Genomic DNA, 26288 nt, shown 5'->3' with positions numbered 1-26288 from the left:
GCAAGGCCTGAAAGGAATGGTTAAATGGCTATTCAGCGCACTTAATACACTTGATGGCTGCGGGTTGTACGGCTAAGCGTTTGGGGTTTATTTCTTCACCGCAGGTTTGACAATAGCCATAGTTGCCATTGTTGATCAGGGTAATGGCGTTAGAAAGTTGTTGTATCTCAATTTTTGCTTCAGATTCTAACGCGTTAAGCACTTCATCGTTTTCACGCTCACCCGCTTGCTCTGACCAATCGGCATGGCGACCGTCAGCAAAGTCTTGGTGAATTGAGTCAATACGCTGTTGCAGAGCAACAATGCGCTCAGTGAATTGTTGTTTTAACTGCTCGGGTTGTTGTGATAACTGTTCAGACATTATTCGCTCCTTAGCATGAGCGAATAATCGGTTAGGAAGATTCGCTTATACTAGCTCGTTGCTCGGTTGCTGTTTCATATAGGCTGTCGAGTTCCAATGAAATTTGCTCCGTTAGTTTTGCCTCCGCTTGCATGCGCTCGACATCTTGTTTCATGCGTTGTTGCTTGGGCAATTTTTTACGCTCAGCTAAAATCGCGTGATGTTTTATACTGTCGTATAACTCAACTATAGCAGGAAATTGTGCCGACATAGCGGGCGTCAATTTAAGTGAGTCCATCAATACGGTTAAGCGCCAAGCGCCTTCACCATATTCACATTGCTCTTCTTTCATTGCTTTGACGATGATCAATAAACTGTCGAGCACTTTGCGATCGTGTTTTTGCCACTGCGCTTGGCGCTCTTGCTCAGCTTTGGCTTGGGCTGCGTTTTGCTGTTTTAGTTGCATCAGCAGCTTGCCAGCATAAATGGCAAGGGCAAATATAATGAGTGCACCAATTGCAGCTAATACTAGCCAAGAAGTTGTCGTCATGTCGGCTGGCTCTTAGTCTTTATCTGAGTAGTCTGAAAAATCACTGGTGTCGAGCTTATCCCACAAATCATCATCAGCTAACGACTCAGCTTGCCCTTTGTTTGTACCTGCTTCGTCTTGCTCTTCCAGCTCGCCAGATAAACGTTCGTATTCGTCCATGAGTTCATTGTATAGCTCGACTTCTTCTGCGCTGAGTGCTGCTTCTTGTTCTTGCTTGGCGAGAATCAATTGCAATCGCTCATCGTTTTCAATCGCGGCTAGTTGCTGCGCAACGCTAGGAGCCGAGTCAATCACACGGACACTGGCAATAGGCGGTTTACTTGATTTTGCTTTAGTCGGTTTGGTGTTGGTTACTGCCGTGGCAACAGCGCCCAATTCAATAGGCTTTTTACTGCCAACACGTGGATCTTTGGCAGGCTTGCCCATAGCGCCTGTGTTTTTCTTTTTAGTGCCTTCAAGTTGACGACTACCCGCCGCTTTACCTGTTTTCTTCTTAGGCTTTTTATCGGAAACCACTACTTGATTGTTAGCAGTATCAGTTTTGCGCATACCACTCGAGCCAACGCCTGGCTTTCTTGATTTCTTTTTGCGTGTCATGGGATTTATTGTGAACGGAATGAATGGGGGGTATTTTACGGGAATTCACAGGAGATGGAAAATTTCTCACTGTTTGACTTTGTTACCTGAACCGCTCACTGATGTGTTAATGGCACTGTTAACTTAATGGTTAGTGCGAACATACCGGCCAGTGTTCAATTTCCTTGCGTTTAATTTCAATAGGCCAACAAGAAAAAAGCGATGCATTGCATCGCTTCTGGAGAGTAACTGTGGCTCACGCCATCAATATCTTTTCCGATCCTGAATTGGTGTCCTACCTAATTAGCACAGTCCCTGTTAATTCAATTATATCCTGTCTTATTATGGTCATTTCCGTACGTATTTTGTTTTTCTCGGTCTTCCTGACGCTTTTTGGGCTATCCTTACGAGCCCTCCTGGACTAGTAAACTTATCATCCTGATAATCGAGTAAACCATCCGTGTTTAAAATAAGGTCTTCACCTAGCGAGTAACATTAGGGTGAATGACATCTTGCTTCCTGTGCAAATCTAGTGGTACTAGCGTCCTTTTTCTTAATTTTTGCTTGTTAACTGATGCGCCTTAATCAGCACAGTTAATTTGTAAGCTGATCATTACTTTACCTTGTTAGGTCATAACAGCAAGTTATATTTGCGGTGTTTTTTTAAACATTTTGACTATTTCCAGCTAAGTTCCTGTATTAAAAGTGTAATTAAATTGTAATCGAGTGTGAAAAAATTGAAAAAAATATCGAAAATAGCAAATGTCTTACAAGGTTTTTGGGTTTTGGATTACATTGTGCTGTGTTTTTACGCTAATTTAGGCACCGTTTCGGTGAAAAAACGGTCATAAATTGCAGTTCAACAGAGAGCAACCTCAGATTTTTGGCGAAAATTCACCATTACGCAGTATAAAACAGAGTCGTTTAAATCGATTATTGGGTGAGAAAACGAATGCCATAGTCAAGAACAAAGGCAATGCACAAATAAGGGGCATTGACTCTGGTAAAGGCTCAGTAACGATGCTGTGTTCATTTCGAATGCGCTACTGCGATTAAATGTTAGTTAATTCAATTGGTATAAAGCCTAGTTTGGTGCAAATTAAGCTAACACTAGGCTAGTGAAAACTCAGTGACCTGAGCGTGACGAGCAAATTTTTACTCGCCACTATGACGATGTGCGGAATGCAATAAATGGCGCTATATTCGTTTAAAAGGATTAGGCCAAAATAACGGTTTTGTCGCCATTTAAGCAGATGCGTTGCTCAGCGTGCATTTTTACCGCGTGTGAAAGCGCCGTCGCTTCCAGGTCGTGGCCCATATGCACCATTTGATCTATGGTAAATGTGTGATTAATGGGTTTGACCTCTTGCACGATAATCGGCCCCTCATCTAAATCCGCTGTTACGTAGTGTGCTGTTGCACCAATAACTTTGACGCCACGCGCATGTGCTTGGTGATATGGCCTTGCGCCTTTAAAGCTTGGTAAGAATGAATGGTGAATGTTGATGGCCTTGCCGCGTAACTTATCACATAAATCGTCAGACAAAATTTGCATATATCTTGCCAGTACCAATAGCTCTGCCTGATAGTCATTAAACAAGGCTAGCATTTGTGCTTCTTGCTGCGCTTTCGTTTCCGCGGTAATGGGGAGGTGGTGGAATGGAATGCCGTGCCATTCGCTTAATGCTTGGCAATCGGTGTGATTTGACACAACCGCTACAATATCAATCGGCAGAACACCTGCTTTCCACTTCGTTAGCAGCGAGACTAAACAGTGATCGTCTTTTGAAACGGCAATCACGACTTTCGGCAGTAAATCACGGCTACGCAATTGGTACCGCATATTGAGAGGTTTAGCGAGTGTGTCGATACCTGCTTTGAATTCCTCGATCGGTACTGTCAGTGAACGGTCATCAAAAGCAATGCGAGAAAAGAAAGTATCGCTGTAAGGATCACTATACTGCGCTGTTTCGGTAATAAACGCGCCGTGTTCATACAAGTTTTGGGTGATTTTGGCTAATACCCCTGAGGTATCAGGACATTGCCAAGTGAGAACATAATGGTGATGGGGCTGCATGAACACTTCCTAATTTCAAAAACCGTATCTTGCCAGTAAATTTGCCGACAAGGCTAGTACAAAAACGCATAAGACTGTGTTTACTGAAATATCTTTGAGTTGATCACTAACGGACGATGACCACGACAACCATAGCCTGGCCATCGTTATCGTGCTATAACCTTGTTCGCTGATTTTAACTATTTGAAAAGTTAACACTTTTTTTACAAGTGCGTCAGGTTTAAGGGCGGCACTTAACCCGTTGAAAAAGCAACTTAAAACGTCAAATAGCGATAGCCCAAGTTAACCCTTGAGCAGCTGAGTACGTTAAAAACAAGACCCTGTTAGATAAAAATTACAGTCAGACAGAAACACTGTTAGTAAAAAACACAGTTAGATAGAAAACACAGTCAGATAGAAAACATAGTTGAGATGTATATGTTCGCTAAATTAAAGTTCGCTCATAAAATCAATTTGATCGCTGCACTATTAATTATTGTTGCCTTATCGGTATTAACCGTGCGCAACTACACCGCAGCAAATAAACAGATTCATCACCATTTACAGCAGAGTATTACCGAAATTGCCTCATCGGTCTCTGGTAATATTGCCAATTGGCTTAACGGTAAGCTGGCAATAGTGGAGGCGATTGCTAGCGCAACAAACGCTGAGAGCAGTGTGCCTGAAATGTTTGATATTGCTGTGCAAGCCGATAATGCTGGTGATTTTAAAAATGCCTACATTGCGGTTGAGCAATCGGGCGAATTTATTCTTGATGATCCGAGTATTGTGCTGCCCGATAATTTTGATGCTCGGCAGCGCCCTTGGTATCGCCAAGTTAAACAAGCACGTACGCCTTCTTTTACTGAACCTTATGTGGATGTCACCATCAATCAGTTATTAATTTCTGCGGTGACGCCAATTGAAAAACAAGGTCAATTTATTGGTGTGGCGGGCGGCGATATCTTACTCGACAAAGTGGCTAACATTATTAACAGTATTGAGTTTTTAGGTTTAGGCTATGCCTATTTAGTCACTGAGCAAGGGAAAATATTGAGTCACCCAGATGCTCAGTACATCGACAAAAACATCAGCGACTTATTAGGCTACGATGCGTCGCTTAGCAGCCAATTAATGGATGTTGACGAACGTAATCAAATTATTGCGTTTATGCCAGTGGAGGGGATTTCATCGGTTAACTGGTATTTGGGTGTTGTGCTCGATCAAGACAAAGCCTATGCGCCACTGGCAAGTGCGCGCATGAGTGCCATTGTATTCGGCTTGATCAGCGTGATCGCAACGGTCATTTTACTCAACCTGCTGTTAAGTCGAATGTTAAAACCTGTTCAGCAACTTTCCCATGCCATCAAAGATATTTCCCAAGGGGATGGCGATCTTACCAAGCGCTTAGCGGTGATCAGTCAAGACGAGATCGGCGAGCTTTCCCGAGATTTTAATGACTTTATCGACACGATTCATCAATCCATGAGCCGCGTACACACGGTGGCGACCACGCTCAATAGCCAAATTGATCAAGTGCGTCACAGCGCAGCGACGGGGATATCGATGGCTGAGCAGCAATTAAGCCGAGGTACGAATGTTTCTGCTGCCGTAACTGAATTGAACAGCTCTGCGCAAGAAATCTCTATCAATGCCGCAACAGCGTCATCATTAACCTCAGCCATGCATGATCAATCTCAGGCCGGTGTCGGGGCAATCAGCGATAACATTGTTGCGATGCATACACTCAGCGAAGTGATGGCTGGCTCAAGCGATGACATCACTAAACTTAGCCAAGAAACGCAGAATATCGGCAATATTCTCGATGTGATTAAAGGGGTCAGCGAACAAACCAATTTACTGGCCTTGAATGCTGCTATTGAGGCCGCGCGCGCTGGTGAGGCTGGCCGAGGTTTTGCTGTGGTGGCCGATGAAGTAAGACAGCTAGCGCAGCGCACACAAGTGGCAACCACTGAAATTGAAGTGATGATCGGCAGCTTGCAGCAAGGTTCGTCAGCGGTGGTTGATACCATGGCGGAAAGCCAAACCAATAGTGCCAACAGTGTCGCGTTAGCTAATGTCGCAGGCGATAAAATGCAACAAGTCATTGGTGCGCTTAGTGATGTCGAGCGAGAAAACCACTCGGTAGCAGTCGCGACTGAGCAGCAAGTTAACGTGATCCAAAGTATTGATGAAGATATTTTGCAGTTGATGAATTTAAACGAACAAGGCGTTGATAACTTGCAGCAAACACAGCACGCATGTGATGAATTGCAGCAGGTATTTGATGACTTGAACGGACTTGTGCGCAAATTTAAGGTGTAACGCATTTGGGCGCTGTGAATGCGTTCAATATGGTATTGAGTGAAAGAAATTGGCTCGAAACAAGGTCAATTGCGCTGATTAAAACTAAAAGAGACTGTTTATGATGAAGTTATTTATACCTGTAGTAATTGCCTTGTCAGTGTTGTTTGCGCCAGCCAGTATGGCCGATAGCAAGATGATGAAAACTAAGCCGATCGCCGAGGGCGCTGACTGGGTTAGCCCGTTACTTAATGGCCAAATGGTGCCAGCAGTGGATGCGGTCACCATTAACGGCGACAGCAAACCGTTGAAAGAAGTGCTTGATGGCAAGAAAACTATTTTATTCTTCTACCGCGGTGGTTGGTGCCCGTTCTGTAATACACAAATGGGCCAACTAAAGCAGTTAGAGCCAGAATTGAAAAAAGCAGGTTTTCAGCTGATTGGGGTATCAACCGATGCGCCAGCAGACTTAAAGAAAAGTGTTGAGAAAATGTCACTTGAGTATCAACTGTTGTCTGACTACAACTCAACGATCAGCCAAGCATTTGGTTTAGCGTTTTTCACTTCCAAGAAAACGACAGATCGCTACTTAGCGGCCATGAAGTTGTCTAACCCACTGCAGAAAAACGCTGATGGTGAATCGCGCTTAGTATTACCTGTACCTGCCATCTACGTGATCGACAGCACGGGCTTAGTACAGTTTAGCTATGTAAACCCTAACTTTAGAGTGCGTTTACAGCCGGAAATCTTATTAGCCGCTGCTAAATTGGTGAAGTAAGCTTAGGTTTATAAAACAAGGCTTTTAAAATAAGAGCCTTTACATAAGCGTCACAACGCCTGAGCACTGGGGCTGTGTCGTTTGAAAATTGTAACCAACTAGTCGCTTGTTGGCGGCTAGCTGGTTACAATAGCGCCAATCACAACCACACTCTCGAAAGGAAACAGAGTATGAATAAAGGTTTAGGCGCAGCTTGCGTTGTCGCGAGCACCTTACTGACAGTCAGTGCGTGCAGCAATCAAGCCCCTGTGAACTCCGCAACTTCCACAACCCATTCCTCAGCATCCGCTAGCTCTTCTGCTTCAAATACTGCACAGGTAAATGCCATGCACAATATGGAACGACTTCATCAGCATCAATGGCAGTTGGTTGAACTTGAGGGCAGTGAGGACGTGAGCGGTTACGGTGGTAAGCCGATCAGTTTGCGTTTTGACTCAGCACAGCAACAAATTAGTGGTTTTTCTGGCTGTAATCGTTACTTTGGCGCTTATACTGCGGATCAAACGACGTTGTCTTTGGGTCACTTAGCGATGACTAAGATGTTTTGCCAACAAGGCATGGCATTAGAAGCGAAATTTGCTAAGGCAGTCACGCAAGTCGCCAGTTACGAAGTCGTGGATCAAACGCTAACGTTTATCGATCAGCAAGGTACTGCGGTCGCGCGCTTTAAAAAAGACTAGCACAGCGACCTCGCGACTCTGCTTATCCCCATTGCATTAATCGAATGGGTATAAACACCATGTTTTAGCCGAACCGTACGTTCGGCTTTTTTATCAGTGCAATTCACTCGTTTCAATAGGCCGAGTTGCGCCCATTCGAATGCGCATGGTAAATTAGCGTTACAACTTGTATATACAATTAGATGCCATGACCAATAGTTACTCACTCGTACAAGGCAGCACGCCACTGCTTATTAGCATGCCACACAACGGCCAAGCGTTACCTGACGACATTGCCGCTAACATGACCAAAGCCGGGTTAGCTGTTCGGGATACCGACTGGTTTTTAGATGTGCTTTACGATTTTGCGAGCGAGCTTGGTGCGAGCATTATTGCCCCTAAGTACAATCGTTATGTCATTGACCTAAATCGCGATCCCAACGGCGTCAATCTTTATCCTGGCGCGAACAGCACTGAGCTTTGCCCAACGACGGCCTTTGATTTATCACCTATTTATCTTGAGGGTAAAGCCCCAGACGAAGCAGAAGTCAAAAACCGCGTCGTGAATTATTGGCAACCCTATCACCAAGCACTGGCGGGGGAGTTAGCTGCAATTAAGCAGAAGTTTGGCGCGGCGGTGCTACTGGAAGCCCATTCGATTTTGTCTCACGTGCCACGTTTTTTTGAAGGTCGCTTACCTGATTTTAACTTTGGCAGTGCTGATGGCCAGAGCTGCTCGCCTGCACTGACTAAACGTGTCGAAGCACTGGAGTTTGCCCCTTATAGCAAAGTCACTAACGGGCGCTTTAAAGGCGGTTACATTACCCGCGCGTATGGCGAGCCTGAGCAGAATATTCACGCGCTGCAACTAGAGCTATCGCAAATCACGTATATGGACGAAGCAAGTTTGAGCTATTGTGAGCAGCGTGCAGCAGCAGTTAAACCTAAGCTAAAAGCACTCGTTGAAACCTTAATTGGTTTTGGCGCTGAGCTTAGCGCTCATCAGCCACAATAACAGGGATATTGAGATGAAATTATTTGCGAAACAACTACTGACGGTTGATGGTTGGCGATTCAATCAATTAGTGACTATCGAAGCGGGTATCATCACTGACATTTGTGAGACGCATGGTGATATGACTGAAAATGATGCCGACATGGTCAAAGGCATTGTGATACCGGGCATGGTGAATTGTCACTCCCACGCATTTCAGCGCGCATTTGCCGGTTTTAGTGAGCAGGGCAGTGAGGGCAAAGACAGCTTTTGGACATGGCGCCGTATCATGTACCAATTTCTTGAGCAACTCACGGTGGCTGATGCCCAGTTAATTGCGCAGCAGCTTTACATCGAAATGCTCAAGCAAGGTTATACCCGTGTAGCCGAGTTTCACTATCTGCATCACGATCAGCAAGGTCAGCAACACGAATCGCCAGCGGCCATGGCGGAAGCCATTTTTAAAGCGGCTAATACCAGTGGTATTGGCTTAACCATGTTACCTGTATTGTATCGCTTTAGCGGCTTTGGCCCGCAAGCAGCGAATGACGGGCAAAAACGTTTTATTCATTCGGTCGCTGATTTCAATTGTTTGGTGGATGATTGTTTTACACTGGCTGAGCACTACGGCAATAGCAATGTCGGTATCGCGCCCCACTCACTGCGTGCCGTTGATAAACCCTCGCTGGTTGAGGCCGTTGCGCATGTACGCGCCAAAGACGCCAATGCACCGATCCACATTCACATTGCTGAGCAGCAAAAGGAAGTGAATGACTGTATCGCCCATTACGGTCAGCGTCCTGTCGAGTGGCTTTTAGACAATATGACGCTCGATCAACATTGGTGCTTAATTCACGCAACCCATATTGACGAGCAAGAGCGACGTGGCATTGTTGCTAGCGGCGCCATAGCCGGTATTTGCCCGACGACTGAAGCTAATTTAGGTGACGGTATTTTTCCCACTGCCGAATTTGTTGGCGAGCAAGGGAAATGGGCGATTGGCTCAGATAGTCATATTTCAGTAAACCCAGTGGAAGAGTTACGTTGGCTGGAGTATGCACAGCGCTTAACTAAACAGCAACGCGCTATTCTCGCCACTGATGAGACGCCATCGGTTGGTCAGTACTTATGGCAAAGTGCCGCGCAGGGTGGTGCCCAAAGCACGTCATCGAATACTGGCGCGATAGCCATTGGCAAGCAAGCTGACTTATTGGTGTTAGATGATGCTAAGCTTTCGGTATATGCCAGTGGCCAACAGTATTGTTTAGACAGCCTAGTGTTTGCTTCTTCCAGCCCTGCTATTGCTGATGTGATGGTCAATGGTAAGTGGGTGGTCACTAATGGCGAACATGCGGCAGCACAAGAAACTCATGAAAAATTTAGTGCACTCTTGTCTCGGTTGAGTGGCTAGGTTAAGTGGTTAGGTTAAGTGGTACTGCTCAGTAGTTCAAAGTCAGTAGTGCAAATAACGAGTTCAGATAAACAGCTGGCTACGGCATTAAACTAGCGCAGTCTCTCAATCTAAAGGGTTTAATACATTTGAAATCAGCGTCTCAAGCCACTAAAGCTATTCAGGCCGATAAAGCCAGCCAAATCAGTAAAACCCAGCTGGTGATCTGCAATGAGCAGCAAACGACCCGCCTTGTTTGTGACAAGGCATCAAGTGCTGTCTCTGTCAAAGTATTGGGCGATATGGTTGCCAGTGAGCAAGCATTACAGATCATGCTGAGCTTTTTTGACCAAGGAAACTGGCAACAGCGATCACTGGCGGTGGTAATGCGCACGCCGGGCGATGACAAGGCGTTAGTCTTGGGCTATTTGATCAGCCAAGGGGTTATCAACGCACTTACGGATGTGCAAACCTTATCACTTAGCGAAGAGAACCTAGTCGAGGTGAAGCTGGCAGCGCATGTCGTGGTAGACTGGCAGCGCTTTAGCCGTGTGTTTGCCAGTCAATCGGGCTGTGGCGTTTGTGGCCAAAGCCAGTTAAAACAACTGGCACTGCGCTACGAGCCGCAAAAGGCTCCGAGCCAATGGCTGATGCCTGCTCAGCTGTTAACTCTGCCTGCATTGCTGCGCGATAGCCAAGATTTGTTCGCCCAAACGGGGGGCAGTCACGGCGCCGGATTGTGGCTTGCCGATGAGCAAAATAATAAGCTTGCTTTTACGGCTGAGGATGTTGGCCGCCATAACGCCGTTGATAAGGTGCTAGGCGGCGCTTACCAACAGCAAGTTGGTCTGAGGAAGAGTGTCTTGGTACTAAGCGGCAGGATCAGCTTTGAATTAGTGCAAAAAGCCGTTGCAGCAAAGATCCCTGCCATTGTTGCCGTTGGCGCCCCTTCAGATCTTGCGATTGCCACTGCGCAGCAATTTAATATTGCCTTGATCGGTTTTACCAGGGCTAAACAAGCGAATGTGTACTGTGGGCAAGGGCAGTTGCGCATTGAACATCCGTCGCTGATTGAACGCCCCTTGTCTGCGGATAAATAATGGTGTCGGATAAAAGCCCATACAAAAAATATTCAGGCAGCGCTGGTGGTTGGGGAGCACTTGCGAGCACCGCAAAACACTTACTGCGCAGTGACAACGTCGCCAAGAACATTAAGAACTTGTTAAAAACCAACCAAGACCACGGCTTTGATTGCCCGGGTTGTGCTTGGGGGGAGAAAGACGAACCGGGGCGTTTTCGCTTCTGTGAAAATGGTGCTAAAGCGGTTAATTGGGAGGCGACAGGCAAGCGCGTTACAGCTCAGTTCTTTGCTGAACACTCGGTAGCTTGGCTTGCTAAACAAAGTGATTATTTTCTTGAGCAGCAAGGCCGCTTGGCAGAGCCCGTAAGTTATGACGCTGCGTCAGGCCATTACCAAGCGAGCAGCTGGTCACAGGCGTTTACCTTAATTGCTGAGCAGCTCAATCAGTTAGACAGCCCTAATCAAGCGGAATTCTATACTTCTGGCCGCACCAGCAACGAAGCGGCTTTTTTATACCAGCTATTTGTACGTGCTTTTGGTACTAACAATTTTCCTGACTGCTCTAATATGTGCCACGAAGCCAGTGGGGTTGCGCTTAAACAAGCGATTGGTGTCGGTAAAGGCACAGTAACGCTCACCGACTTTGAACATGCCGATGCCATTTTTGTCTTTGGTCAAAACCCCGGGACGAATCATCCGCGTATGCTCGATACCTTGAGTCAGGCGTCTAGGCGTGGCGCAAATATTGTCAGCTTTAATCCGTTAAAAGAGCGTGGCTTAGAGCGCTTTACCAACCCGCAATCTGCCAGCGAAATGCTCTCTGGCGGCGCGACACAGATATCCAGCCATTATTTTCAACCGAATTTAGGCGGTGATATGGCGGCGGTACGCGGCATGGTGAAAGTGCTCGCAGCGCGTCATAAAAAAGCTATGGCAAAAGGCGATACGGTCTTTGATAATCATTTTATTGCCGAGCACACGACAGGGTTGGAAAGCTATTTAACAGCAGTTGAGGCAACGGCGTGGCAGCAGATTGAGCAGCAGTCAGGGCTCAGTCAAGCGCAAATTGAGCAAGCGGCCACCTTGTATCAGCAAGCCGATAACGTCATTTTCACTTGGGCAATGGGGATAACGCAACACCAGCATTCGGTGGCGACCATCCAAGAGATGACTAACTTACAATTGCTGTTCGGCCAAGTGGGCAAACGCGGTGCAGGTTTATGTCCGGTGCGCGGCCATTCAAACGTGCAGGGCGACCGGACTATGGGGATTAATGAAAAGCCGGATGCTGCTTTTTTAGATAAACTCGCTGAGGTATTTGATTTTGCGCCGCCACGTGAGCACGGTCACAATACTGTGCAAGCGATTGAAGCCATGCTGGCGGGAAGCAGCAAGGTATTTATTGGCTTAGGCGGTAATTTTGTCGCGGCAACGCCAGATACCGCGCTGAGTAAGCAAGCAATGGGCAATTGCCAGCTCACCGTGCATATTGCCACTAAGCTGAATCGCACCCACGTCACCCCAGGTAAACGCTCGTTAATTTTACCTTGTCTTGGTCGTACCGATATCGATCAGCAGCTCGCAGGGCCACAACAGGTGACGGTTGAAGACTCATTTTCTATGGTGCACGCCTCTGCGGGTGTTGTTGCCAGTGATATTGGCGAAATGCGCTCTGAGCCAGCGATTATCGCAGGTATGGCTGAAGCGACGTTAGGTAATTCACCCGTTAACTGGCAGGCGTTGATTGCTGATTACAGCAGAATTCGCCAGTTGATCAGCCAAGTGATCCCCGGCTTTGGGGATATGAATCAACGCTTAAATGCGCCAGGTGGCTTCTATTTAGGTAACCACGCCGCGCAGCGTATTTGGCAAACACCATCGCAACAAGCGCACTTTCACGCCCATGAGTTACCGCAAAGCATCGTGCCTGCCTCGATAAGAGCCTTGTCCAGCGATAAAGTGTTTACGTTGCAAACGCTTAGATCTCACGATCAGTACAACACCACTGTTTACGGCTTTGACGACAGATACCGTGGCATTAGCGGTGAGCGCGACATACTCTTGATGAACCCCGACGATATCGCCGCGTTAGGGCTATCGGCGGGTGCGAAAGTGGATATTGAATCGCTTTGGGGCGACGATATTAAACGCCAAGTACTCGGTTTTAAACTGATACCTTACGATATGCCTGCGGGTAATACGGCGGCATACTTTCCAGAGGCGAATGCTTTGGTGCCACTTGCCAGTGTCGGGCACCAGAGTTTTACACCGACGTCAAAGTCGATTGCCATTGTGGTGAGGCCGCATAAACCTGAGTTAAAAGAAGCTCGTATACTTTGAGATAGTTTGGCACACCAAGGCTTGGTTGTTGGCGTGCAGCTTGCCGTCGCGTTTGCCTGCGCAGTTTTCGCGGTAATAAGCTTTAATGGCACGTCGAGAACTGGTGATTTCTTTGACGTACTTTACCTCACTGGGGCGAAATTGATTGAATTTAGGCTCCAAGTCTTTGTAAACCCGATCAGCTTTGAGGCGCGCTTTCGTGTCGGTGGCGTCTGAAAACACCTCCAGTACAGTTTCTTTTTGTTGTTCGTACCAACTGGTCACTGCTGGCTGCGGGTAAAAGTGCAGAAAAACAGCGGCGAAAACGATTAAGATCAATATATTTTTCATGGCTTATCATATAATGGTGCAGTGGCGGTAGCATAATCAAAATTCTGCAAAGAATACATTCTAATCAGCGATTACTTTTGCAGCTAGCGCAAAACAAAATTCAATCATCCCAGGGGGCTAGGGTTTAGAGTGAGTGACGAAAGTAAAAAATCGGGCGTTCAATCCGTAATTCCTGTTAAAAACGTAGAAATTCATCAACCTAAAGGCGGTACGCAAGAGCAGTACAAGCCGCGCGACCAAATATACGTACGCAAGGTCACGGGTTTTTTCCAACAATTGCGCCAGAAGATGAATTTTGTCTTCTTGTTCATGTTTGCGGCTATCCCGTGGGTGCATTTTAACGGCCAACAAGCGGTGTTATTCGATATTGGTGAGCAGCGTTTCAATATTTGGGGCCTAACCTTGTGGCCACAAGATTTAACCTTACTGGCTTGGCTGTTTATTCTTAGCGCTTTCCTGTTGTTTTTTGTGACCACGTTTTTAGGGCGAGTATGGTGTGGTTACATGTGTCCGCAAACGGTGTGGACATTCATTTTTATTTGGTTTGAAGAGAAAATCGAAGGCAGTGCCAACCAGCGGAAAAAACTCGATGCGCAAAAAATGGACGCCACCAAGTTGCGTAAAAAGGCACTAAAACACTTCTGCTGGCTGTTTTTCTCTGTGCTCACCGCGCTCACCTTCGTGGGTTATTTCACCCCTATTCGCGATCTTTTCGTCGATTTCTTTACCCTTGAAGCTTCGCTCATGGCAACGGGTGTGGTGTGGTTCTTCGCGTTTTGTACCTATGGCAATGCCGGTTGGATGCGTGAAATCATGTGTTTACACATGTGCCCATATGCGCGTTTTCAGTCAGCCATGTTCGACAAAGACACACTGACTGTGTCTTATGACGACAAGCGCGGTGAAAATCGCGGTGCGCGCGGTCGCAAGCAAGATCCCAAAGCCTTGGGTTTAGGTGACTGTATCGACTGTAATTTATGTGTACAGGTGTGCCCAACCGGCATTGATATTCGCAATGGCCTGCAATACGAGTGCATTAACTGTGGGGCTTGTGTTGATGCTTGTAACGGCGTGATGGAGCGGATGAAGTACGAGCCGGGTTTAATTCGCTACACCACAGAGCACGAGCTGGAAGGCAAGAAAGTGCATATCGTCCGTGGTAAGTTGATTGGCTACGCCACCTTATTAGTGATCATGACTTCGCTATTGGGTTATGAAATAGCGACACGTGTGCCTGTTTCAATGGATATTATTCGCGATCGCAACGAATTGGCTCGTGAGAATTTTAACGGCGAAGTGGAAAATGTTTACACACTGAAAATTCTGAACAAATCGCAGCAAGACAACACATATCGCTTATCGGTTGAAGGTATCGACGGGGCAAAATGGATTGGCGACAACGAGGTATTTGTTGAGGCGGCTTCGGTATATACTCTGCCCATTAGTATTGCCGTAGACCCTTACGAGTTAAAAGATTATATGACTGATATTACCTTTGTTGTTGAACTTGCCGAGCAAGATAGCGGTGTGCGATTAACGCATGATAGCCGCTTCTTTAAGAAGCGCTAATGGCTGTATTTGATTTTTCATCGCTGTCGCCAGATTTAATTTTAGATGGTTTAGACAGCGTTGGCGTATATGCCGAATCGGGCTTGTTGGCGCTTAATAGCTACGAGAATCGCGTCTATCAATTCCAAGATGATCATGGCGAGCGCTGGGTGACTAAGTTTTATCGGCCACAGCGCTGGCAACTGGCACAAATTCAAGAAGAGCACGACTTTGCCGTAGAGCTAGCCGAGCAAGAAATTCCGGTGATTGCGCCTGTGGTGCGCGATGGCAAAAGTTTGTTTGAGCACCAAGGCTACCACTTTGCGCTGTACCCATGCCGAGGTGGTCGCATTTTTGAAGTTGATAACCTCGACCAGTTAGAGTGGATGGGGCGTTTTGTCGGTCGTATTCACGCCATTGGTGCCAAGCAAGCATTTACCCATCGGCCATCGTTTAACACGGACGAGTTTTTATTGGCCGCGCGCGAGACCATTGCCACGAGTGGCTTTGTGCCTGCGCATATTGAAACGGCTTTTTTTACCGTACTCGATCAAGTAATTCAGCTGGCGTTAAGCCAGTATCAACCACACTCAACGATACGCTTACATGGCGACTGTCACGCAGGGAATATTTTGTGGCGTGACGAGCAAGGGCCACATTTTGTCGATTTAGATGATTGCCGACAAGGGCCAGCGATCCAAGACTTGTGGATGATGCTCTCTGGGGACAGATCGCAACAATTGTTACAATTAGATACCATGTTAAGCGGTTACGAAGAGTTCTTTTCATTTGATGCGCGCGAGCTTGTCTTGATAGAATCTTTGCGTACAATGCGATTAGTCAATTACATTGCTTGGCTAAGTAAACGTTGGCAAGACCCAGCGTTTCCGCGTAATTTCCCGTGGTTTAATACCGATAAATACTGGGAACAACAGGTGTTAGTGTTGAAAGAACAACACGCCGCATTAACGCAGGCACCGCTAAGCTTATTACCGTAAAGGAACAAAGATGAAGAAAATTTTTGCTAGTTTGTTAATGGTTATGCTTTTGCCATTTGCCGCACAAGCCGCGAATTATCAAGAAGGTAACCAGTACACTAAAGTGAGCGATCAGGTATCGAAAAAGCCAGAAGTTCGCGAGTACTTTTCTTTTTACTGCCCACATTGTTTGCGCTTTGAACCTTTCTTTGCCAATGTGAAAAAGAACTTACCAGAGGGGGTAAGCTTCGAGCGTAACCATGTTGATTTCTTGCGTTTTACTACCCCGGAAATTCAATTTATGGTGACTAAAGCGCTAGCAACGGCACAACAATTAAAAGTTGAAGACAAAATCGCCGCGGCGATTTTTAATTACATTCAAGTGCAACGCGGCGCGATCACTGAAGCCAAAGATATTCGTAATATCTTTGTGTTAAACGGTGTTGATGGTGAGGCATTCGACAAAGCATTCAAGAGCTTTTCAGTAAATAGCAAAGCGAAGTTGATGAAGAAAATGCAAAACGACTTAGTGAAAAAACGCGCGTTAACGGGTGTGCCAACAGTTGTTGTAAACGGTAAATACCGCATCAATGCCGACAAGTTAGACCGCAATAACTTCGAGCAAGACTACATCAATATTGTGAAGTACTTGTCTACGCTAGAAGGCTAGTATTACTGCTGAGTGCTCTAGACCGATATAAGCACGAAAAATTAGAGAAAAGCTTAGCCTTGGCTAAGCTTTTTTTTCGCCTGTAATTTGCGTTTGTGTTGAATGTAGAGCATTACCATTAGCCCTAAGGCTAACCCAGTTAATACTAAGGTTAATTGCTGCTGAGTGCCTGCGGCCAATTGCATGCCAGCGCCCGCCAACGAGAAAATCACCATCTGAGGTACAAAGCCGAGTGCAGAGCCGGCTACGTATGGGGCAAAGGGGATGTTGGTTGCGCCTGCAACAATATTGGTCATAAAGTTACTGCCCAAGGGTAAAATGCGAATAGTAAGTGCCTTGGTAAAGGTGCTGCTGGCAAGAAAGCCGTGTATGACTTTCGTTTTATCGGGAAAGCGCTGATATACCCAGTTGCCCAAGCAATAACGGCACGCAATAAAAGTTAACATACAACCTGAGATAGTGGCTGCCGTCGCGATTAAAAAACCAAGCTTAGCGCCATAAAGTGTGCCTGCCGATAGTGCGGCAATTTGTCGTGGCAAACCAACGGCTGTGGCTAAGCTAAGTATTAGGTAGCAAAGTAAAAAACCTCGCAAGCTGTGAGTTAACCAAGGTATTTCGCTAATAGATAAGGCTAGTGAGTCAATGGGTTTACTGCTGAGAACTTTGTTTGGCAAGCGCGCTATTATATATCAAGGAGTAATGTTGCAAAGGGATAATCCTGTGTCGAGCGCTGATTCCTTCAATTGGTTACCACGCTAAATTAACCCCTTCAACAGCTTGGCTTTTGCTTGTTCAAACTCGTCGTCGGTTAAGAAGTTTTGCTTTTTGAGGTTCACCAGCTTTTCTAATGCGCTAATAATTTGAGCGTCAGTTTGTCCTGTTACCACCTTGTTTTCTGATGATATTGTTTGGGAAGTTGACGGGCTGATCTGCTCAGCCATCTCAATTTGTGTAGCTAACTCACTTTCTTGGTGGTTCTTGGGGTTTACGACTTCACGCGCCGTGGTATCGAGTTCAGCCTCGTCAAAGTGCTCTGATGCCGCCGTGGCTTGGTTCGCAGGGGCTGGTGTGAATCGAGCCATTGTCACTTTTATTGGTCTATCTTTATCCAATTCACTTGGTTCATTGTTGAAGTCTCTGACTTCTGTGGTTTCTGGCGCAATAATCGCTGAGAGGCGCCATGCCCAGTTAATCGCATCTGCTACTGCCACTTGATAGCTCGCTTTTGAGATTCGATTGTCGCCCTTGCGCAGGTAAAGCGTGATGGGGGATTCTGTTGAGCCCTTGTCGAGAATGACAAGCTGAATATGACGCAATTTGTCCGGTATCATTTTTTCTCTTTTTTCGACATTACACGCTTCACGCATAATCGTCGCTTGCTTGTTGGTCATCCCCTGATCACAAGAAAATTCAACAATATCTAGCCCGTTTAACCGCAATTGAATGGCTTTCACATCAACGCTAGCAATATTGCGTTTGGGGGTTGATTGATGACGATAAAACAGTTGAATAATCTTGTCTTTGCCTGCCAATTCAATGTGGCTGTATTGCTGTGCATAAAATGTCGTTGCAGAATGTTTGCGGTAACGTATCTTCGAAAAACTCTGCCATAAAATCCAACTGATCAGGGTGATTGCGAAGACGAGTAATACATACTGATTAATACGATTATCACTGTAATCTGTTTGTTCATAGGATATGGTTTCACCCTCAATGGCAACGTTTCTGACGTGGTAGAGTTTGTTGGCATTGGGCTGATAAATCAGCATCTCTCCTTGACCATCATTGAGCAACATTGCACTTTCCGGTGATGAGGAGATGGGAAACAAGGGAGAGAGTTCGCGGCTAAAACCACTACTGCTCGGAGCCAAATTGGCAAGGTATGTTTCTCCTTGATACTTGGCTATAGTGATCGCCTGTCCGGTTAGGTAACTAAAGTTATCACCGCGATAGTGAAGTAGCTGCGGGGTGCTGGCGTAGGTGCTCTCTAGTTGTATAAGTGGTTTGGATTGCTCCGTAAGCTGGCGATAATCTGACAGTGATGAAATTTGCCTTTGCGACTTTACGATATGATCAATCCACAATGTATCACTGGTTTTTCGTCGCCAAATAAAGTGTTGAAGGTGCTGTAGGTTATAGTAGATGAGCTCGTCTGCCCGTGATGTATCAGCGATAAATGGGTTAGATTGCGGCACGGTATAAGGGTTTAAACCGAACTTGTCAGGATTGATCCGCAAAATCGCGCCAGAATACAAAGGAATGTGGTTGTAACCCTCAAGTTGACTTACGCCAATGTACAGGTGTCCAAAATTCTCATGCCAGACTTTGTGAAAAGGGTTAAAGGCCAGCTGCACTTTGACTGCCGCCTCGGCAGGTCTCTCATTATGATTGGTGGCTTGCGCTGGCAGCCCGATGCGCATTACTTCCCGCTGGCTACCCGTGTCCAGATTCATGGCTTCATCTAATCGCCATTCGGATATCAAGATATCGCGGGTAATTGGCTGGTTGACTTGTTTGTCTGTGATCCGTCGATATATGCGCTTATCATCGATGTGCTGCAGGTGAGCTGTGTATAAGGTGTGATAACCTGACTGCTCGCGTACACTGAAATTGGGGTGCAATGTGATGGCAACTAAATGGGAGAGCTTCGAGTTAATTGCACTGCCGCCAAAAATGGTGGTGAGTGAATAGGGGGTAACGTTATCGTCGAGGAGGTAGAGCTCACCAGTACGAGCTGCAAGCAAAAACTTGGTCGAATGCTTTTGCACTGGTGTAATGGCGATAATGTGATCTGGTATCGGCTGTGATAATTTCAGCTCTTCTAGTGCTAACTGATAGGCGTAGCTGAACTTAACTGTGAGTGCGTAAGCGAATAGTAGTGCGCAAAAGCGTATTGGTTTCATAGCTGGGTACGACAGTGATGTGTCCTTGAATTTTGTACCTAAAAGCCAACATCCAACTGGCCGTTTAATATATTTATTGTCTTTGCTAAATGCTTTTTACACACCAAGCCTAGTTATTTAATTTTAGTTATCTAATTGTCGTTGTTTAGTTGTTATTATCTAATTATTGAAACTCTTGGTTATCATCGTATTTAAAAGACTAAAATGCAATGCCATTTGTCGATTATTTCTTCAATACATGAATGTGAGTGGCGGTAATTTGCTGTGTTTTTTGCGTGTCATTGGCGTAGGTTAATCGTCCTTCAATTACTAGGCTATCTCCGCGCTTGGCTTGTTGCCCTAGCTTAGTGGCGGTTTGCCCCCAAACTTGCACAGGGCGAGTAATTTGATGGTCGACCAACTGCTGTTTTTGTTCGCTAAACGCTTGGTAGGCAATGTGGACATCAATATGGGCTAATGCTTGTCCGCGTTCACTGGTGACGAGCTCGACATCGGATACTAATTCCGCACTGCACATCACCTGATTGATATTAGGGGTAAACCCCTTGGCAAAATGCTCGACATTGGTGGCATGAACAATCGCCGCTTGGTTAATCGTGTTGGTGGCCAAATAGCCGCTAACCAGCAGTAGGTCGCCTTTGTTAGCATGAGCAATTGCCGTTTCAACGGCACTACCGACGACCTTGATTTGGTGGTAACTGGTCCACTCTTTGGTTTGCTTTTGTTTGTCTTGCCATCGGTAAGTGGTGGCGAGCGTTAGCTCGGTAACTGCCAGTACGGGGTTGGCCTGATAACGAATTTCAGGTTTGGCAACAAGGTTGCCGAGTAAAGTGACTTGGCAAAGCTGATGGCGAGATGTCGACATGGCAGTATTAGCTCTCTAGCAAAAAGAAAAAAGCCGTATCTACGGCTTTTTAATTTAAACATAGTTTTATCAACAATTTAACCGTTTTATTGGTGAACTGTTGAGGTCAGAGTTACTTGTTTAGGCAGTGCTTGATCGCAATTGACAATAACTCTTGTGCGGTTTTGTCATTGGCAGGTAATTCTTCATCACAAACGTTCACAGGGGTAACGCGCTCACCCCACTTAATGTAGCCCGCGCCCCAAGTCAGGCCCGCACCAAATGCTGCCGTCATAATATTTGCGCCAGGCTTCACGCGGCCAGTTTCTAACGCTTCACACAGGGCAATCGGTACAGTCGCCGCTGAAGTGTTACCGTAGTTGTGAATATTGACCATCACTTGTTCGTCGGCTAGCTTAAATTGCTTCTGCAATGAAGCAATGATGCGCAGGTTCGCTTGATGAGGAACAAGTAAGTCAATGTCGTCAACGCTTAGTTGTGCTTTGGCAAGTACTGTTTCAGAGCCTTGTCCCATAGCGCGTACCGCGCGTTTGAAGATATCCGGCCCCATAAAGTGTACATCAAGCGCCGACGGCGGGTTTTCGTAGCGATCCATATCCGTGCCAAAACCGCGAATTTCAAGAATATCACGCGCTTCAGAGTCACAACCTAGCTGAGCGTGCACTAAACCTGTTGGTTTATCGCTTGCTTCAATCACAACGGCGCCCGCACCATCACCGAATAATACAGCAGTTTCACGTAGTGCCCAGTTAACCCACCAACTCATGCGTTCGGCACCAATGACGACCGCTTTTTTGATCATACCTGAACGTACTTGTGCCGTGGCATTTTGCAGTGCGTACAAAAAGCCAGTACACGCTGAATTTAAGTCAAACGCCGCTGCGTTTTTAGCACCAATAAGCTGCTGCACTTTAGACGCGGTGTTTGGCACTATGGTGTCTGGACAAGAGGTAGCTAAAGCAACCAAGTCAACTTCTTCTGGGCTAATGCCTGCCGCCGCCATTGCGCGCTTGGCAGCAAGTGCTGCTAGCTCAGCTGTATTTACGTGAGAAATACGGCGTGCCTTGATGCCAGTTCGCGTGGTGATCCACTCATCACTGGTATCAACGAAAGTGGCTAAATCATCATTGGTTAATTGAGCTGGTGGAACACATTTGCCCCAGCCAGTAATTTCAGCATAAGTTGCCGATTGAGATTCTGCATTCATAGCGAGTTACTTTAATTGATCCTGTTGTTTGTGACGGCATTCTACTTCGCTACCGAGGGCTTTAAAAGCCTTGGTACAAATTACTACAAAGCGCTAGTCGCTTGGTTTAATACCATTAACACCGAATTGTCACCGAACGGTCAATAACGTCTTCTAAGCTGACGATAAAATTAGCAAAATGCAATTTTTTACTAAATCGTTAGCGTCGCAAAAATTTTCTTCAATTTGTTACCCTCGCTTGATAACACACCTTGAAAAGCTTGTTAATCGACTTTTTGTGACACCATTAGAGCATGGTTGTCAGGATTGTATCGTCAACATCTTTGCCAACCTTGTTAGCCCCTAAGTAACGTTGCTTCTTCTTGGGTTTTAACTGAGTAATATCCAGTAGTACTAAGCCATCAATACAGTCGTTGAAGTCTTTATCGACGCCAAAATCAATGAATTTAACACCACCCGCTTCCGTTAATTCACTGTACTGTTTGTAGAGCGTTGGCACACTCGCTCCCATGTTGGCCAGTAAGTGTTTTAGCTTAGTGAAGTCAGCTTTGTAGTCGTTGCCGACAAATTGCGCCTTTAGTTGCTCCATCGCCGATTGATTCAACGTAAATGGTGAGCGTGATGGGGCGATATCGCGATCTGTACCTAAGTAAAGTTGGTAAAAATACACCAGCAGCTCTTTGGCCGATTGCGGCAGTGCATTACTTATGGTCACTGGCCCAAATAAATAGCGATAATGCGGATATTTTTGCAAAAATGCCCCGATGCCATACCACAAATAGTCCAAACTTCGCTTGCCCCAGTATTTGGGTTGCACAAAGCTGCGGCCAAGCTCTAATCCTTGCGATAGATAAGGTGACATTTGTTCGGTTAGCTCGAATAGGGTATGTGTGTATAAACCATCGCGTCCGTGTTGATTTAATACGGCCTGAGTGTCGGCCAGTCGGTAGGCGCCGACCACCTCTAGCTCATCGTTGTCCCATAAAATTAGGTGCAGGTAGTGGTTGTCGTATTTGTCGATATCACGTCTCAGGTTGCTGCCTTCGCCAACCATGCGAAAAGCAATTTCACGCAATACACCAATTTCTCGCATGATAGGGTCATTTTCAACTGCACGATGCAAGTAAATCGCTTTGCCGTCTTGGGTTTCGCCCAAATATTCACATTGCTTGATGGCTTTTTTCAGGGTTTTTCTGTCTTCGACAGGCGCTATCGCGCTTTGTGTTTGAAAGATGGCAGCTTTATTCGTTTTCAGGCGATAAAGGTGCTTTTTTAACAGCTTTGTTTGGGTTTTGATATCCAACTGCATACTATTGTAGCTATCAAATGGGATTTGTTGGCCGATGCGCATGGGGATGTCTTTTTGCTGCTGCTTAAACATTTCACTGACCAGCAACAAGGTTGAAGCGGGCTTATACATCATCGACACACCATAAAAGGCCGCTGAGTTTTTCGCTTTGATATACACAGGTACGATGGGGGCTTTCGCCGCTTGCGCAAATTTGAAAAAGCCTGAGTGCCACTTGGTATCTCTGACGCCTGCTGGCCGAATACGAGAAACTTCGCCCGCTGGAAAGACAATAATGGCACTGTCTTGTGCCAAATGCTGATGAATGGCTTGCAAGTTTTCTTTGGGCGTTTTACCGCCCATGTTATTAACGGGCAATAACATCGGGCTGAGCGGTTGGATGTTCATCAGCAAGCTATTAACCACTACTTTAACGTCGCGGCGAATATCGGCTACCATTTTGATTAACGCTAAACCATCAAGTGAACCTATCGGGTGATTAGCGATGATCACCACGCGACCATCAGCGGGAATATTTTCACGCTCAGAGTCGCGCACTGAATAGCTCACATCGAACATATTAAGCACTTGTTCAACAAAATCTAAACCGGTCAGGTGAGGATATTTCTGCTCAAAATCGAGAAAGTCTTGTTCGTGAAGCAAGCCTCGCAGCGCGGCTTTCACTGGCTTGGCTAGCCAAGGTTTATCATTTATGGCGGGCAAATTTTGCGCAACCACATCATCAACTCGAAACATCTCTTTTCCTTACACCTGAAACACTCGCTCTATGGCAAGCCTTTGTGCAAGTTAAGTGAAGCAGATGAATAAACGGTGACAGCTAGATGATGCTTTTGTGACCATTGCGAGTGATAACCTAGGTACAGCTGTGCTTGCCATCAAGCGATTTTAATTATTTGTGGGGATAACTCAGGATATGCTCTCATTGACTGCAAGAGAAAATGGCGCACCCAGCAGGAGTCGAACCTGCGGCCTCTGCCTCCGGAGGGCAGCGCTCTATCCAGCTGAGCTATGGGTGCAGCGCGGGCAATACTATAGGTAATCAGCTACCTTGTCTAGCCCTATATATCTGGCTTGATTTTGTTGTGATCTGCTAGTGGCGTTTTATCCTTGGTTGTTGTTAATTGCGCGATAAATTTACGGCATAGATGAGGGAGCAGTAAGCGCAGTGGCATACGCAGTAAATGCCCGCGGATGTATGCCAATAAGCGCGCTAGCTTAACCTTGCGACTCTCACAGCTTGGGTGATATGGGGCAAGTATGGTGAGGAATATAAAGTCACTCAATTGGGCATGTCGATAGCCTTGGCGGAAGTTTTCAACAAAGCTTTTGCTGTTTTTACCCAGTTCAATATTGAAGATTTGAGCGATGAATTTGAGTGCAAAATACAATGATTTTTGCTGCTGTGTTTGACTAGCAAGGCTAAGCAATGATTGTTCAAAACTGTCATCAGTTTTCATAAATTCAGTGTACATTGCGGCTAAATCAGCCAAGTCGCGTAATCCTTTATCGAAATCACCTTCGTGAAATAGATGAATTGCGCAATGCAGATACATTGCACTGGGGGAAAACACGGTTAAATGCAAGCCATGATAGGAAATAGTTTGGGTGTCATTAAATAGACTGATGTTGATTGGATGTTCCCTGCAAACAGGAAGAATATTGTGATGTAAATCAATGACGGTACCACGAATGATATGTTGCATTGGTGGGATTTCATGCATGTACTGACGGTAGTACGCTTGGTCGTAGTCGTCTGTTTTTTGTGAAGTAAATCCTTCTATTTTCAAGACATTTTCGGCGTTATCTAGCTCTGCTTTATTTACCAGGATGTCAATGTCTGAGAATAAACGGTGATTGCTTATCGGTAATCCGGCTATCAGGTACGCAGCCCCCTTGAGATAGGTTACCGATATTGCGCTTTCCTTGAATGCTTGGTCAAGCTGGTTGAGCTCGTAACTTACTTGTTGCTTTTGATAGCCAACCTTGCGTTGTTCTGCTTGGATGTAGCGTTTGATCCTTGCAGGAATGTATTCGTCCAATCCCGCTGTGCCTGCGACATGATGGAAATAGAGTGTGAGTTGGCTTGTTCTTAATTGGCCAAGTAATAAGCTCCAATTTGCGGGAGTAAAGCTTTTGATGATTTGAGGTTGATGAAAAAACTTAATGAGCAATATTTTATTCATTGTTCTTTGCCCATTTATCGATATTATTCAGGTGATTAAAGGTATTAACAGCGTCATCGACTTTGCTGTACACAAATTCATAGCATTCGCATCTATCGACTAGCTGTTCCAATGCGGTAAAGCCTTTCTCACCCAAGATGCCGTAGTTAAAGCAATTCTCGATAACTTTCATAAAGGCTCTTCCTTTGCTCACTTGGTTGAGATTTGCTGCCGATTCAGCTTCAAAGCGCGGAAAAATGATAGTTGTTGCATTCGCGGTATTGGAAATCTGGTCGACGGCATTATCTGTCGGTTTCAGGTGTGCAATACTGCCTTTATTGGTGTCTTTGACCAGATCGGATAAAACGAAATCAGGGCCAAGCGTTGTCACCAAATCAATAGATTGATTTTTAAGGCTTATCGGGCGTGCAAGTGGCGTAATTTTTCCTGTTTTTAACTCGACAAGTGTCATTTCGTCAGAAAGCAAGCGCCAGCCATGTGCCACCAGAATTGCTGTTAATGTACTTTTACCTGAACCTGATATTGCCGGTAAGATAACCACCACACCATCGCGTTCTAATACGCCAGCATGAATACTCAAATGATCGAGTGTGTGTTGGGCAATACACCAGTTCATTCCCCACTCGAGTAACGGAAACGCTTGATTCGCTGGTAGCGGTAAAAATGGGGTTTTACCATCTAAATAAAACAAGGCTTGCGGCTTAAACCAGCGTCTTAGCGAGTTGGGCTTGCGAATATTTATTTGAAAATCAATGATGTCTTGGTCATCAAGAACTTTAAATTCGCTGTACAACTTGTATAAGTTGCGGATTACTTCCGGAAATTCTGTAGTAATCGCGAAATTAAACGGCCCAATAGCCAATCCAATGCCATGGGAACTGGCAAGCTTAGTGATATGCGCTAATGTTAGATCCTTTAATTTCACTAGGCGTAGCTAATTAATTCTAAAGCAAGAAGGTTTTCTATTATATCGGTAATGTATTGAGTTAACAGTTGTTTTTCTTCGGGAGTGGAATTTTGGCAATATTGCTCAAACAGATCAGCTTCTTCGATGGGATCCGTTGTGGATAATAGTGCCATTACATCAACAATATTTGCATCAACTAGGTGGGTTTTGCCCGTAAAACCTGAATATACAAGGGCATCACCCTCTAAAAAGGTTACTCGACTACCTGAATGTTTTATAAAGCGCTTCACTACTTGGTCTAGCTTCCTTACTTAGCAATAT

Annotated in this window: 23 protein-coding genes and 1 tRNA gene; 10 read left to right on the top strand and 14 right to left on the bottom strand. The window is 45.7% G+C overall.

Annotation, left to right across the window (positions count from 1 at the left end; genetic code table 11):
* Positions 1-28 precede the first annotated feature (28 nt).
* The 4 genes from DXX93_RS19840 to purU form a co-directional block, all read right to left on the bottom strand.
* On the bottom strand, positions 29-361 hold the full coding sequence (locus DXX93_RS19840; RefSeq protein ID WP_116009627.1) for a TraR/DksA family transcriptional regulator: 333 nt from the start codon (positions 359-361) through the stop codon (positions 29-31).
* Positions 362-392: 31 nt separating this feature from the next.
* On the bottom strand, positions 393-890 hold the full coding sequence (locus DXX93_RS19835; RefSeq protein ID WP_116009626.1) for a DUF2489 domain-containing protein: 498 nt from the start codon (positions 888-890) through the stop codon (positions 393-395).
* A gap of 12 nt (positions 891-902) precedes the next feature.
* Positions 903-1487: a Der GTPase-activating protein YihI gene (yihI, locus tag DXX93_RS19830; RefSeq protein ID WP_116009625.1), complete on the bottom strand. Its 585-nt coding sequence runs from the start codon at positions 1485-1487 to the stop codon at positions 903-905.
* A 1195-nt stretch (positions 1488-2682) separates the two neighbouring features.
* Positions 2683-3543 (bottom strand): formyltetrahydrofolate deformylase, encoded by an 861-nt coding sequence (gene purU / locus DXX93_RS19825; protein WP_116009624.1) that lies wholly within the window; start codon positions 3541-3543, stop codon positions 2683-2685.
* A gap of 417 nt (positions 3544-3960) precedes the next feature.
* Here purU and DXX93_RS19820 point away from each other — a divergent pair, with 417 nt between their 5' ends.
* From DXX93_RS19820 to DXX93_RS19790, 7 genes are all read left to right on the top strand, one after another.
* Positions 3961-5847: a methyl-accepting chemotaxis protein gene (locus DXX93_RS19820; RefSeq protein ID WP_181902275.1), complete on the top strand. Its 1887-nt coding sequence runs from the start codon at positions 3961-3963 to the stop codon at positions 5845-5847.
* Positions 5848-5947: 100 nt separating this feature from the next.
* Entirely contained in the window at positions 5948-6604 is a 657-nt protein-coding gene (locus tag DXX93_RS19815; protein WP_258872726.1) for a peroxiredoxin-like family protein, read from the top strand.
* Positions 6605-6774: 170 nt separating this feature from the next.
* Entirely contained in the window at positions 6775-7284 is a 510-nt protein-coding gene (locus tag DXX93_RS19810) for an META domain-containing protein (RefSeq protein WP_116009622.1), read from the top strand.
* Positions 7285-7471: 187 nt separating this feature from the next.
* Positions 7472-8278: an N-formylglutamate deformylase gene (gene hutG / locus DXX93_RS19805; protein ID WP_116009621.1), complete on the top strand. Its 807-nt coding sequence runs from the start codon at positions 7472-7474 to the stop codon at positions 8276-8278.
* Positions 8279-8291: 13 nt separating this feature from the next.
* A complete protein-coding gene (locus tag DXX93_RS19800; RefSeq protein WP_116009620.1) occupies positions 8292-9668 on the top strand; it encodes a formimidoylglutamate deiminase in 1377 nt (458 codons plus the stop codon).
* Positions 9669-9796: 128 nt separating this feature from the next.
* On the top strand, positions 9797-10747 hold the full coding sequence (gene fdhD / locus DXX93_RS19795; RefSeq protein ID WP_116009619.1) for a formate dehydrogenase accessory sulfurtransferase FdhD: 951 nt from the start codon (positions 9797-9799) through the stop codon (positions 10745-10747).
* Positions 10747-13068, top strand: a complete 2322-nt coding sequence (locus tag DXX93_RS19790; protein WP_116009618.1) for an FdhF/YdeP family oxidoreductase — start codon at positions 10747-10749, stop codon at positions 13066-13068. The genes fdhD and DXX93_RS19790 overlap by 1 nt, the downstream gene beginning before the upstream one ends.
* On the opposite strand, the gene DXX93_RS19785 is transcribed toward DXX93_RS19790, so the two are convergent.
* The gene (locus tag DXX93_RS19785; protein ID WP_116009617.1) at positions 13045-13398 is read right to left on the bottom strand and encodes a hypothetical protein; all 354 of its coding nucleotides are present in this window, start codon (positions 13396-13398) and stop codon (positions 13045-13047) included. The two genes, DXX93_RS19790 and DXX93_RS19785, sit on opposite strands and share 24 nt — an antisense overlap.
* Positions 13399-13527: 129 nt before the next feature.
* Here DXX93_RS19785 and ccoG point away from each other — a divergent pair, with 129 nt between their 5' ends.
* The 3 genes from ccoG to DXX93_RS19770 are packed head-to-tail and all read left to right on the top strand — an operon-like array spanning position 13528 to position 16593.
* Positions 13528-14967: a cytochrome c oxidase accessory protein CcoG gene (gene ccoG, locus DXX93_RS19780; protein ID WP_116009616.1), complete on the top strand. Its 1440-nt coding sequence runs from the start codon at positions 13528-13530 to the stop codon at positions 14965-14967.
* Positions 14967-15944 (top strand): serine/threonine protein kinase, encoded by a 978-nt coding sequence (locus tag DXX93_RS19775; protein WP_116009615.1) that lies wholly within the window; start codon positions 14967-14969, stop codon positions 15942-15944. Before ccoG ends, DXX93_RS19775 begins: the two co-directional genes overlap by 1 nt.
* 10 nt (positions 15945-15954) lie before the next feature.
* On the top strand, positions 15955-16593 hold the full coding sequence (locus DXX93_RS19770) for a DsbA family protein (protein ID WP_116009614.1): 639 nt from the start codon (positions 15955-15957) through the stop codon (positions 16591-16593).
* A gap of 53 nt (positions 16594-16646) precedes the next feature.
* Here DXX93_RS19770 and DXX93_RS19765 read toward each other — a convergent pair whose 3' ends face one another.
* The 9 genes from DXX93_RS19765 to DXX93_RS19725 all read right to left on the bottom strand — a co-directional run bounded on the left by DXX93_RS19765 (position 16647) and on the right by DXX93_RS19725 (position 26257).
* Positions 16647-17132, bottom strand: coding sequence for a TVP38/TMEM64 family protein (locus DXX93_RS19765; RefSeq protein ID WP_181902274.1), 486 nt, complete (start codon positions 17130-17132; stop codon positions 16647-16649).
* A 216-nt stretch (positions 17133-17348) separates the two neighbouring features.
* Positions 17349-19496, bottom strand: coding sequence for an SHOCT domain-containing protein (locus DXX93_RS19760; protein WP_116009612.1), 2148 nt, complete (start codon positions 19494-19496; stop codon positions 17349-17351).
* Between the two features lie 223 nt (positions 19497-19719).
* Positions 19720-20361: a single-stranded DNA-binding protein gene (locus tag DXX93_RS19755; RefSeq protein ID WP_116009611.1), complete on the bottom strand. Its 642-nt coding sequence runs from the start codon at positions 20359-20361 to the stop codon at positions 19720-19722.
* 112 nt (positions 20362-20473) lie between these two features.
* On the bottom strand, positions 20474-21568 hold the full coding sequence (locus DXX93_RS19750) for a ketoacyl-ACP synthase III (RefSeq protein WP_116009610.1): 1095 nt from the start codon (positions 21566-21568) through the stop codon (positions 20474-20476).
* A 286-nt stretch (positions 21569-21854) separates the two neighbouring features.
* On the bottom strand, positions 21855-23612 hold the full coding sequence (locus tag DXX93_RS19745; protein WP_116009609.1) for a GNAT family N-acyltransferase: 1758 nt from the start codon (positions 23610-23612) through the stop codon (positions 21855-21857).
* Between the two features lie 204 nt (positions 23613-23816).
* Positions 23817-23893, bottom strand: a tRNA-Arg gene (locus tag DXX93_RS19740).
* Between the two features lie 42 nt (positions 23894-23935).
* On the bottom strand, positions 23936-25060 hold the full coding sequence (locus DXX93_RS19735) for a nucleotidyltransferase domain-containing protein (RefSeq protein WP_116009608.1): 1125 nt from the start codon (positions 25058-25060) through the stop codon (positions 23936-23938).
* Positions 25053-25985 (bottom strand): HprK-related kinase A, encoded by a 933-nt coding sequence (locus DXX93_RS19730; RefSeq protein ID WP_116009607.1) that lies wholly within the window; start codon positions 25983-25985, stop codon positions 25053-25055. Before DXX93_RS19730 ends, DXX93_RS19735 begins: the two co-directional genes overlap by 8 nt.
* Entirely contained in the window at positions 25985-26257 is a 273-nt protein-coding gene (locus tag DXX93_RS19725; protein ID WP_116009606.1) for an HPr-rel-A system PqqD family peptide chaperone, read from the bottom strand. Before DXX93_RS19725 ends, DXX93_RS19730 begins: the two co-directional genes overlap by 1 nt.
* Positions 26258-26288 lie beyond the last annotated feature (31 nt).

This window comes from Thalassotalea euphylliae (genome assembly GCF_003390335.1).
Classification (GTDB): Bacteria; Pseudomonadota; Gammaproteobacteria; order Enterobacterales; family Alteromonadaceae; genus Thalassotalea_F; species Thalassotalea_F euphylliae_B.
The sequence above is the reverse complement of the archived record's forward strand: the minus strand, read 5'-3'. Positions and strand labels throughout refer to the sequence as shown.

Coding starts and splice junctions, on each gene's coding strand:
- DXX93_RS19745 (WP_116009609.1), bottom strand. CDS start 23,612: ATGTTTCGAGTTGATGATGTGGTTGCGCAAAATTTGCCCGCCATAAAT.
- purU (WP_116009624.1), bottom strand. CDS start 3,543: ATGCAGCCCCATCACCATTATGTTCTCACTTGGCAATGTCCTGATACC.
- DXX93_RS19775 (WP_116009615.1), top strand. CDS start 14,967: ATGGCTGTATTTGATTTTTCATCGCTGTCGCCAGATTTAATTTTAGAT.
- hutG (WP_116009621.1), top strand. CDS start 7,472: ATGACCAATAGTTACTCACTCGTACAAGGCAGCACGCCACTGCTTATT.
- DXX93_RS19840 (WP_116009627.1), bottom strand. CDS start 361: ATGTCTGAACAGTTATCACAACAACCCGAGCAGTTAAAACAACAATTC.
- DXX93_RS19760 (WP_116009612.1), bottom strand. CDS start 19,496: ATGAAACCAATACGCTTTTGCGCACTACTATTCGCTTACGCACTCACA.
- DXX93_RS19770 (WP_116009614.1), top strand. CDS start 15,955: ATGAAGAAAATTTTTGCTAGTTTGTTAATGGTTATGCTTTTGCCATTT.
- DXX93_RS19835 (WP_116009626.1), bottom strand. CDS start 890: ATGACGACAACTTCTTGGCTAGTATTAGCTGCAATTGGTGCACTCATT.
- DXX93_RS19755 (WP_116009611.1), bottom strand. CDS start 20,361: ATGTCGACATCTCGCCATCAGCTTTGCCAAGTCACTTTACTCGGCAAC.
- DXX93_RS19785 (WP_116009617.1), bottom strand. CDS start 13,398: ATGAAAAATATATTGATCTTAATCGTTTTCGCCGCTGTTTTTCTGCAC.
- DXX93_RS19735 (WP_116009608.1), bottom strand. CDS start 25,060: ATGAATAAAATATTGCTCATTAAGTTTTTTCATCAACCTCAAATCATC.
- DXX93_RS19790 (WP_116009618.1), top strand. CDS start 10,747: ATGGTGTCGGATAAAAGCCCATACAAAAAATATTCAGGCAGCGCTGGT.
- yihI (WP_116009625.1), bottom strand. CDS start 1,487: ATGACACGCAAAAAGAAATCAAGAAAGCCAGGCGTTGGCTCGAGTGGT.
- DXX93_RS19820 (WP_181902275.1), top strand. CDS start 3,961: ATGTTCGCTAAATTAAAGTTCGCTCATAAAATCAATTTGATCGCTGCA.
- DXX93_RS19800 (WP_116009620.1), top strand. CDS start 8,292: ATGAAATTATTTGCGAAACAACTACTGACGGTTGATGGTTGGCGATTC.
- DXX93_RS19810 (WP_116009622.1), top strand. CDS start 6,775: ATGAATAAAGGTTTAGGCGCAGCTTGCGTTGTCGCGAGCACCTTACTG.
- DXX93_RS19815 (WP_258872726.1), top strand. CDS start 5,948: ATGATGAAGTTATTTATACCTGTAGTAATTGCCTTGTCAGTGTTGTTT.
- DXX93_RS19750 (WP_116009610.1), bottom strand. CDS start 21,568: ATGAATGCAGAATCTCAATCGGCAACTTATGCTGAAATTACTGGCTGG.